Origin of the sequence: Bacteroides sp., from assembly GCF_052357945.1 — a bacterium.
GTDB lineage: Bacteria > Bacteroidota > Bacteroidia > Bacteroidales > Bacteroidaceae > Bacteroides.
Genome location: NZ_DAWCXD010000227.1, coordinates 1 through 4,819 on the forward strand (window position 1 = coordinate 1; position 4,819 = coordinate 4,819).

General features: G+C 40.0%; 4 protein-coding genes. 1 reads left to right on the forward strand and 3 read right to left on the reverse strand.

What is annotated here, in order from left to right:
* The first annotated feature begins 52 nt into the window (after positions 1-52).
* Complete coding sequence (locus tag ACT8YW_RS21780; protein WP_004295992.1) at positions 53-1,009, forward strand: ABC transporter permease; 957 nt, start codon at positions 53-55, stop codon at positions 1,007-1,009.
* Positions 1,010-1,138: 129 nt separating this feature from the next.
* Here the strand turns inward: ACT8YW_RS21780 and ACT8YW_RS21785 are convergent, their stop codons facing one another.
* The 3 genes from ACT8YW_RS21785 to proS form a co-directional block, all read right to left on the reverse strand.
* On the reverse strand, positions 1,139-2,413 hold the full coding sequence (locus tag ACT8YW_RS21785) for a sensor histidine kinase (RefSeq protein WP_004295993.1): 1,275 nt from the start codon (positions 2,411-2,413) through the stop codon (positions 1,139-1,141).
* 21 nt (positions 2,414-2,434) lie between these two features.
* Positions 2,435-3,112, reverse strand: coding sequence for a response regulator transcription factor (locus ACT8YW_RS21790; protein WP_004295994.1), 678 nt, complete (start codon positions 3,110-3,112; stop codon positions 2,435-2,437).
* A 214-nt stretch (positions 3,113-3,326) separates the two neighbouring features.
* A partial coding sequence (gene proS, locus ACT8YW_RS21795) for a proline--tRNA ligase (RefSeq protein ID WP_444107124.1) occupies positions 3,327-4,819 on the reverse strand: 1,493 nt, incomplete at its 5' end.

Genomic DNA, 4,819 nt, shown 5'->3' on the forward strand with positions numbered 1-4,819 from the left:
CAGGAATTGTCTGATATTTATAACCATTATTTTGAGGAAGGAGGAGAAAGACATGAATAAAGTCAATCATCCTTTTTGGGTTATCGTCAACAAGGAAATTTCCGATCATGTAAAAAGTTGGCGTTTTATTATATTAATAGGTATTATAGCACTTACCTGTATGGGGTCGCTATATACAGCGCTCACCAATATTAGTGAAGCCATCAAACCTAATGACCCGGACGGTTCGTTTCTTTTCTTGAAGTTGTTTACAGTTTCAGATGGGACTCTCCCCTCTTTTGTTCTGTTTATTAACTTCTTAGGCCCCCTATTGGGAATCGCTTTGGGATTTGATGCTGTCAATTCCGAACAAAATAAAGGCACATTGAGCCGTATGCTGTCCCAGCCTATTCATCGTGATTGCATTATCAATGCGAAGTTTGTAGCTGCTCTGATTGTGATAGGAATCATGTTGTTTGTATTGGGCTTTCTGGTGATGGGATGTGGGCTGATTGCTATTGGTATTCCTCCTACGGCAGAAGAGTTTTGGAGAATTGTTTTCTTCATCATTACCAGTATCTTTTATGTAGCATTCTGGTTGAATCTGGCTATTCTGTTCTCACTCCGTTTCCGTCAGGCAGCGACTTCTGCCTTAGCATCTGTGGCTGTTTGGCTGTTTTTTAGTGTATTCTATACCATGATTGTTAATTTGGTGGCAAAAGGGTTGAGTCCGTCACAGATGGCATCACCTTATCAGATTATCAGTTATCAGAAGTTTATTCTAGGGTTGATGCGTTTGGCACCGAGTGAACTGTTTAATGAAGCTACCACCACACTATTGATGCCTTCTGTCAGAAGTTTGGGGCCATTGACTATGGAACAGGTACAGGGAGCTATCCCTAGTCCGCTCCCATTGGGACAAAGTCTTTTAGTTGTATGGCCACAGTTGACCGGATTGATTGCGGCAACGGTTATTTGCTTCGCTATTTCTTATATCATGTTTATGAGGAGAGAAATACGATCCCGATAACCTGCTCACTATAAAAGACGCAGAGGACACGGAGAAACAGGTGGATGGATATACCTGACAAATTGGTTTTATGATAACCGACAGGTCGTTCACTTAAAATCCGTGTCCTCTGTGTTTTTCAGATGAATCTTATGATTGGGAAATCTCGAAGCAATGTTCATTCTGCTCGAAGTAATATTTTATATTCAGATGTTGCAAACGACAGATGGAATCGGCTATAGCTAATCCCAGCCCTGTAGATCCTTCTTTTTTGCTACCCTGATAGAAACGTTCGAAGATATGTTCCTTGTTCAGCGGATGTTCCACTCCCGAATTTCGGAAAGTAATACCGTTCTTAGTAACGGTGATTCGGATATGTCCTCCATCAATATTATGTACAAATGCATTTTTCAGGAGGTTAGTGAGCAAAGCAACAGCCAGGGATTCGTTCATTGTCACCTTGAAAACGCCTTGTTCATCTATCGTGACTTCTATGTTGCGATAATCATAAACTTCTTCGTAATCTTGCAGATATTGTTTGAGAAGTACATTGAGTTCCAATTCTTTGGTATCCGTAAACTGACCATTATCAATCTTGGAAAGCAATAATAGGGATTTGTTTAATTTAGTGATGTATTCTAAAGTCTGATGCGTTTTCATCAGTTCTTCCAGTTGTTTTTCTGATAGCGAATCATCTTCCATCAACATTTCCAATCGATTACGGCAGATAGCAAGTGGAGTTTGTATCTCGTGTGAAGCATTTCCGATAAACTGTTTTTGTTGTTCGAACATCTGCTCCGTACGTTCCACATAACGAATGGCAGCCTCATTTAATTTCCGGAATTCCGTGATTTGAGTATCGTTACTCAAAGGTTTATTTCTTTTTCCTGTTTGATAACCGTCCAGCCAGTGTAGAAGTACATAGAGCGGTCGCATATTCCGGTAAAATACCCATACGGAAATGATAATAATGCAGAATAATAAAGCTACATATAAAAATATAATCCACACCTGGATGGCATCTCTCAAATCGTCTTTTTCAATGCTGGGAGTTGATACTGTCAGCTCGTGGTATCGTCCTTCATCATCTTTAAAGATAGTAGTAAGAATACGTGCCGGCTCGGTCTCTCCTTTTTCTTCAATGTATACCATAGAGTCTTTATACTGAATATCCTCCCGGCTTTCCGCATACTCTTTGCTTACTTCCATCATATAATATTGATTGTTGGAGCCATTGGTTTTAGAAGGTAGCTCCTCTCCTGCTAATGCCCGGATAATGATGGTTTCCGAATAATCTTCCAAAGCATCATCCACTTCATCGTTGACTTCATCGATCATCGTAACATAAAAAAAGATAGCCCAGACCGTCAGTATGAGGGTCAGAGCAAGGGTAATACGAAGAATGATGTAATATATTAATTTCATGGACAATAATCTCTTTCCTTTTTATTCTACTATCATTTTATACCCAAATCCATAAACTGCTTTAATTTCAATAGTTGCACCCGAATCCTTGAGCTTTTTGCGAAGATTCTTGATTTGTGCATATATGAAGTCAAAATTATCGACCTGATCGATATGGTCTCCCCACACTGATTCGGCCAAAGTGTTTTTATTGATTAATCTCCCAGGGCGATTGATAAAATATAACAGGATATCATATTCTTTTCTATTTAGTTCCACTTCCTGCTCGTTGACAAATACACGATATTTATCCGGTTCTATCCGTACGTTGCCTTGGCGGATATCAATCTCTCCATCATGCTGATGGCGACGAATCACGCTTTTAATTCGTGCATTTAGTTCAACCAAATGAAATGGCTTTGGCAAATAATCGTCCGCTCCCAGTTCTAATCCCAAAACTTTGTCTTCCAGAGAGTCTTTCGCGGAAATAATAATCACGTTCTCCCGCTTATGGAGAGCTTTCAGTCGTTCAAGAAGATCAAGTCCGCTTCCGTCCGGTAGCATGATGTCCAATAAGATACAATCATAGTCGTAATCTTCAATTTTGCGTAGAGCAGAATTGAAGTCACTGGCTGTTTCTACAACGTAACGTTCTTTTTCAAGTGAACATTGAATCAGTTCTCTCAAAGAGGGTTCGTCTTCTACAATCAATATCTTCATAATTTTGTCTCCTTTCTTTTTTACATACTACAAAGAAAAGGGATATTTCTGAAATAAAACTGAAATGGATTGAAAAAAGAGCTTGAAATAACTATTGAATGTCTAATGAACTGTTAGGACAGGCCATAAATAATATAATATGGAAGGAAAAAAAGAAAAGGATGAAAGCGATTGAGCCGTTTCCATCCTTTTTATAATTATGTGCGAATTTTGTTTAATAAGAACGTGCAAATATCACGCGGCAAGCAGATGGTTTACCTGTTACCATACATTTACCAGGTTCTTTGTCTCCTGGAACAAATGACTCGAACGGAATACAACGAATAGTTGCTTTGGTTTCTTCCTTAATCTTTTCTTCTGTTTCGGTAGTTCCGTCCCAATGAGCCAGAATAAATCCGCCTTCTTCGATTTTTTCTTTAAATTCATCGTAGGTATCTACTGTTGTAATCTTGGAATTACGATAGTCCAATGCTTTTTTGTAGATATTAGCTTGCATTTCTTCAAGCAGATTCTGAACGTATGTTTCAATGCCTTCACAGGTAACTGTTTCTTTTTCCAGTGTATCACGGCGCATCACTTCCATCGTGTTGTTTTCAAGATCGCGACCACCCATAACCAAACGAACAGGTACACCCTTCAATTCATAATCAGCGAATTTGAAGCCCGGGCGTTTGTTATCTGCATTATCATATTTCACAGAGATACCCAATGCTTTCAACTTAGCTACAATGCCTTCTACTTTAGCATCAATTTGTTTCAGTTGTTCGTCATTCTTATAGATAGGAACGATTACTACCTGAATCGGAGCCAAATGTGGAGGTAATACCAATCCGTTGTCATCCGAGTGAGTCATAATCAATGCACCCATCAAACGAGTAGAAACACCCCATGAAGTAGCCCAAACATACTCCATCTTGTTTTCCTTGTTAACGAACTGAACATCGAATGCCTTTGCAAAGTTTTGTCCCAGGAAGTGGGAAGTACCACTTTGCAATGCTTTTCCGTCCTGCATCATGGCTTCTATTGTGTAAGTGTCAAGTGCACCTGCAAAACGTTCATTGGCTGATTTCACTCCCTTTACAACGGGAACAGCCATATATTTTTCTGCAAATTCACCATATACATTCAACATTCTGATTGCTTCTTCCTCTGCTTCTTCACGGGTAGCATGAGCGGTATGTCCCTCTTGCCACAGGAATTCGGCAGTACGCAGGAAAAGACGGGTACGCATTTCCCAACGGAAAACGTTCGCCCATTGGTTGCAGAGAATAGGCAGGTCACGGTATGACTGAATCCAGTTCTTATAAGTATTCCAGATGATTGTTTCTGATGTCGGACGGATAATCAATTCCTCTTCCAATTTAGCTGCAGGATCTACTACAACTCCTGAACCGTCTTCTGCATTCTTCAAGCGATAATGTGTTACTACGGCACACTCTTTCGCAAACCCTTCTACGTGTTCTGCTTCGCGGCTTAAGAATGATTTCGGGATTAATAGCGGGAAATATGCATTTACGTGTCCTGTTTCCTTGAACATGTCGTCCAATTGACGTTGCATTTTCTCCCAGATAGCGTATCCGTAAGGCTTAATCACCATACATCCGCGCACGGCAGATTGTTCTGCCAAATCAGCTTTTACCACCAAATCGTTATACCACTGTGAGTAGTTTTCACTACGTTTGGTAAGGTCTTTCAGTTCTTTTGCCA

Bases quoted from the DNA above. Each gene is read 5' to 3' on its own strand.
- ACT8YW_RS21785 (WP_004295993.1), bottom strand. From the start codon at position 2,413: ATGAAATTAATATATTACATCATTCTTCGTATTACCCTTGCTCTGACC.
- ACT8YW_RS21780 (WP_004295992.1), top strand. From the start codon at position 53: ATGAATAAAGTCAATCATCCTTTTTGGGTTATCGTCAACAAGGAAATT.
- ACT8YW_RS21790 (WP_004295994.1), bottom strand. From the start codon at position 3,112: ATGAAGATATTGATTGTAGAAGACGAACCCTCTTTGAGAGAACTGATT.